The organism is Paraburkholderia sp., from assembly GCF_035656215.1.
Classification (GTDB): domain Bacteria; phylum Pseudomonadota; class Gammaproteobacteria; order Burkholderiales; family Burkholderiaceae; genus Paraburkholderia.
The window spans coordinates 1-4805 of record NZ_DASRSY010000049.1 but is presented as its reverse complement, the minus strand read 5'-3'; the positions used below and the strand labels follow the sequence as shown (position 1 = coordinate 4805).

The 4805-nt window shown below is 62.5% G+C and carries 2 protein-coding genes and 1 pseudogene; all 3 read left to right on the top strand.

The window, feature by feature from the left end; genetic code table 11:
• Nucleotides 1-322: pseudogene (locus VFE81_RS02585) on the top strand (hypothetical protein); the annotation flags it as partial.
• Nucleotides 323-453: 131 nt separating this feature from the next.
• The gene (locus VFE81_RS02580) at nucleotides 454-3399 is read left to right on the top strand and encodes a putative bifunctional diguanylate cyclase/phosphodiesterase (RefSeq protein WP_325043093.1); all 2946 of its coding nucleotides are present in this window, start codon (nucleotides 454-456) and stop codon (nucleotides 3397-3399) included.
• 970 nt (nucleotides 3400-4369) lie between these two features.
• Nucleotides 4370-4805 (top strand): hypothetical protein (locus VFE81_RS02575; protein ID WP_325043092.1); only part of this gene is annotated, 436 nt, incomplete at its 3' end.

Here is a 4805-nt window from a genome sequence, read left to right as displayed (position 1 = left end):
CTGGATGTTAATTACGGCGCGTTCACCGCTCGATCGGGAATACGAAGCGATGCTGTTCGGCGATGTATACGGCGAAAACGAGTTCCTGCCGATGGCGCATGTTGGCGGGTTGCCACACCGGGTGATGGCGAAACCGGTTGCTTTAGTCCGTCAGCGCTGGGCGAAGGTTAATCACCCGTTCTACGGATTCTTTTTTGAGACGGATCACATCGACATTGACATCAACGGCACATCAAAGCAGGGTGAAGCCGACTACGGTACTGATTGCGGCGCTCTACCGGGCAGCGTCTCAAGTCGTCTGCGGCCGCTGAGCGAAACGTAAGGCAAGGTGTCCGCCCGAAGGCTTTCGGGCGGACAAGAGGTCGGTGGCGTCAGCGTAGTTGTGCTTTCGCTGCTCACTGTCGCAGCATCGCAATGAAATCGAGAATGAAGTCATTGGGGAAAGGGCAGCAAATGACACGCGTTAAGTGGGCGTTGCGGGACCGGTTGACTGGCTGGGCTTTCCACCGGTTCTCGGTATACGTCGCGCCATTTGTGATCGTGCTTGGCAGCATCGCAGTCATGCTCTGGGCGCCGCGTCAATTCGATACGACGGGAACGGTCACGCTCAGCTTTCCTGCGATTGCGGATCCGTCGGCGACACTGCCACCCGCCACCGCCATTGCCCGCCTACGCGACACCGCGCCCACTGCACGTTTCAGCACCCATCTCGCGGAAACGCCCTTCTGGTTCATGCTCACCGCGCCTGCTCTCGCCGGTGAAGGCCCCACATTCATCGACCTGCCGTCGCGGCACGCGCAGACGCTTTCCTGCTGGCGGACGGGCCCCGTCCTGACGCTGCTCGGCGCGGCCGACCGCCACGGCACGAGCGGCAAGATGCGCGCCAACAAGGCCGGCTTTGCGCTCAGGCTCGACGAGCACGTCCCCCACGCGCAGATCCTGTGCCGAGGCACCTTCTCCGGACCCGCGTACATCACCGCATCCGCAACGAACGCCGACAAGCTCGAGGTATCCGCCCTCGGCTTCAACCAGAGCGCGTCGCTGATCACCGGCGGCCTGCTGACGCTCGCGATCTTCGTGTTCGTGACGGCAATCATCAATCGCGAATGGACTTACGTGATCTTTGCCGCCTGGCTCGTCGGCAACCTCCGGTTGAGCGCCAACGCAATGGGCTTCGATACGGAATGGATGGGCTGGCTCATCCCGCCCGACCATATCGCGCTTTTGCGGGAATTCACGTTCGCTTCCTATTACGTGCTGACCACGACGCTCTTTGTGGAGCTGTTTCGCCGCGAGCTGAAAGCAATCGGCCTGCGCTGGAGCCTGCACGCCGTGCGGTATGGCGGCTGCCTGCTAATGGTCGCCGCGTTTACGCTGAGTTACGCGCACTTCATTCCGGTGCTGTGGGCCTGCGCCAGCTTCTGCATACTGGTGCTGACCTACTTCCTCGTACAGTTGTTCATCAAAGCGCGCTCGCGGACCGTGCTCTGGTATGTCGCGTCAATGGCCATCGTGCTGTTCGCGACGCTGTCGCAAGTGCTCGCTGCCGCGTTAGGCGTGAAAGCGCTGGCGGGTGCGCTGAGCCCCGTAGTGACGGCGCTGTCGTCGAGCATGCTTTGTGCGTTCGCCATTGCTGAACGTATGCGCGAAGAGCGCGAGGGCCGCCGGCAAATGCAGATCGAGCTGCGCAACACGTATGACGTCACGCCTATCGGCCTCTTCACGCTGAACGGCGACAGCGCCTTCGTCCGCGCCAATCCGGCGCTGCACTCGATGCTGGGCCTGGCTCAACAGCACCAGGGTACGCGTCGCTGGGCCGACTATTTCGCCCCGGGCGCCGAGCGCGCGCTTGGTGAGCTCCTGGAGCGCGACGACTCGGCGTCGATCGAAATCGAGGGCACAGCCGGCACGAAGACAGAGGCCCGGCGCTACTCGCTGCGGGCGATTCGCGCGAACGGCTTCATCGAAGGCTCGCTCGAGGACGTGACGGACCGCTCGAAAGCGGTGGAGCGGCTGCACTTCCTGGCCGAGCACGACCCACTCACCGGTCTCCTGAACCGTCGCGGCATCGAGCATGCAATCGGCCGGCAGAGCGGCGAAAGCGGCCCGTGGGCACTCGCGTATCTCGATCTCGACCGCTTCAAGCTGCTAAACGACCTGTTCGGCCACGGGACCGGCGACGAAATACTTCGGCACGTCGCTGCGCGCCTCGTCGAGCGTCTCGGTTCCGACGTGCCGATCGGGCGCATCGGTGGTGACGAATTCGTGTGCGTGCTCGCGAACATGGCGATCGACGATGCAATCGCGCGCTGCCGTGAACTCGTCACGGCGTTGAACTCCGCACCGGTTCATGTCGACACGCGAGCGTTCCAGATCAGAGGATCGATCGGCGTAGTCGAGTGCTCGCAAGGTGAGCGGGTCCTCGACGCCCTCGCCTATGCCGACCGCGCGTGTCGCGCCGCGAAACGCGGCGGCAATGCGCGGCTCGTCGCACTGCGCAAGGGCGCGCCGGCGTTCGAGGAGCGCGCCGCCGAGATCAATCTGGTCGAGGCGCTGGGACAGAGCCGGCTGCCCGAAGGGCTGTTCCTCGTGATGCAACCGATCATGTCGATGCGCACGCCGGCAGAAGCGCTCGACTTCGAGGTGCTGCTGCGCCTGCGCATGCCGGACGGCTCGGTGGCGACCGCCGCGAAGCTGATCGCCGCCGCCGAGGACTCCGGCACCATCGTCGCGATTGACCGCTGGGTGCTCTCAACAACGCTCGCATGGCTCAGCGAGAACCGCGCGTCGCTCTCCACCACCTGCTTCGTGTGCGTGAACCTGAGCGGCGGTTCGCTCAACGATGAAGCCTTCCTCGACGAGCTGTTCGCGCTGTTCTCGCGTCACGAGGACGTCGTGCATTACCTGTGCATCGAAATCACCGAAAGCGTCGCGCTGCACGATCTCGAGCATACGGAGCGCTTCATCGCGCGCGTCCACGACATGGGTGCAAAGATCGCGATCGACGATTTCGGCGCGGGGCAGACATCGTTGCGTTACCTCAAGACGCTGTCGGCCGATGCACTAAAAATCGACGGCGAGTTTGTGCGCACGATGTGTAACCATCCGGCCGACATCGCGATCATCGAGGCGATCATTACCCTCGCACGCAATCTCGGCATGCGCAGCATCGCCGAATGGGTCGAAGACCTCGAGACCTTGCGCGCGCTGAATGAACTGGGCGTCGACTACGTGCAGGGTTTCGCGATCGCGAAACCGCAAGAGGCCGAAGACATTCTCGCGGCCTCCTCCGCCGCGAGCTTCGTGACTAATACCGAGCTCACACGCTATCTGAATGCACAGCAGACACTGCGCCGCGGCAATGATGACCAGCGCATGGAGCGTGAAAGCGCGGCCTGACGCGGCTTACCGCGCCCCGGTCACTGGCGCGCTCGCATTCTTCGCCGCGCCGCGTATCGGTTCGCGGCCTCGAGCGTTGCTTTATCGGAAAGCGTTCTCGCGCATTCGATCCGCTTCCATCCGCGCTACGTCGCTCCTCGATGAAAAGAGCCAGGTCGAACGTACCGCAGCTCCCGGTCCACTTAATTTTCATGTCGAGCCTGGGTTTGTCCGCGACATGTTTCTCTGTCCATTGCACCCAAGTCGCGAATCCCTCACGGTAACCGTCACAACGTGTCGTCTTTGTGCCGAACAATGTCGCAGCCGTGTTATTCGAAAGCAACCACTCTTCCTTATAGTCAAACAGCCTGTAAAGGAGATGGCGACGCGTCACACGATGCTCTGTCGGGGCGGCCGTCCGCGAATCCTTGGAGAGCGCGCAAAAGTTGGGGAGGCTCGCAAGGAGGGCCGCTTGTGCTTCCGGTAGCGGCATCGGGTTTGTCTGGAGTAGGCTGATCGGTCTCGCAACGGTGGGAGCAAGCCATGCGATTGATCATCGAAGCAAGGTTGGCCGACGCAGACAATGATACGGTCGGGGAAGGTGACGGAGTTCTGGCGGTGATTGAGCGCCCTGACGACTGTCTTGCCGAACTGGGCCTGACTCTCGCGGAAGGGCGGTCGCTGCTGGCAAAGGTGCAGGCCGATCTCATTTCGAAACAGGTGTCGTGGCTCTCAGGCCAGACCCATTGTCGGAGTTGCGGTGCGGCGTTGAACCACAAGGACAGCCGCTCGACGGTGCTGCGCACCTTCTACGGCAAAGGTGACGGTGAAGAGTCCGCGGCTGTGGTCGTGTGCTTGCCAGCGGACTGCGCGGACGCCACAGCATGTGGTACATCCTCTGTCCAAAGACCTAAGCTGGCGTGTCACTCCGGAGCTGGAATACCTCCAGACGAAGTGGGCAGCTCATTTGCCATACCGGCAGACCGCGGCCATGCTCAAGGAAGTGCTGCCGCTGGACAAGGGTATCTCGGCGAGCGACATCCGGAATCGGATTCTCGACATTGGAAAGCAGCTCGACACTGATATCGAGCGTGACATCGCGAAGCTGCCCCAGACCGTTGCAGACGTTCAGGTTCGCAAATCCAGCCATGTCGCGGCCGTGAGCGTCGACTCGGCGTGGCTGCGAAATTGCGACTCAGGGAGAGGCCCCGGCCGCCACGTGAATATCGTCGCCGGGCGGGCGACGTTCACCGATGGTCCTCCAAAACTGTATGCGTATGTGCACAGGGAGGTCACCTCGGCTGCAGCGCGACTCGATCAGTTCCTCAGCCGGAACGGTGTGGCGAGCGATGAACGCGTGACCGTGATCAGCGACGACGCTGGTGAATTTGAGAAGGCCGTCCAGGGCAGTCAGCTGGCTCGCAGCC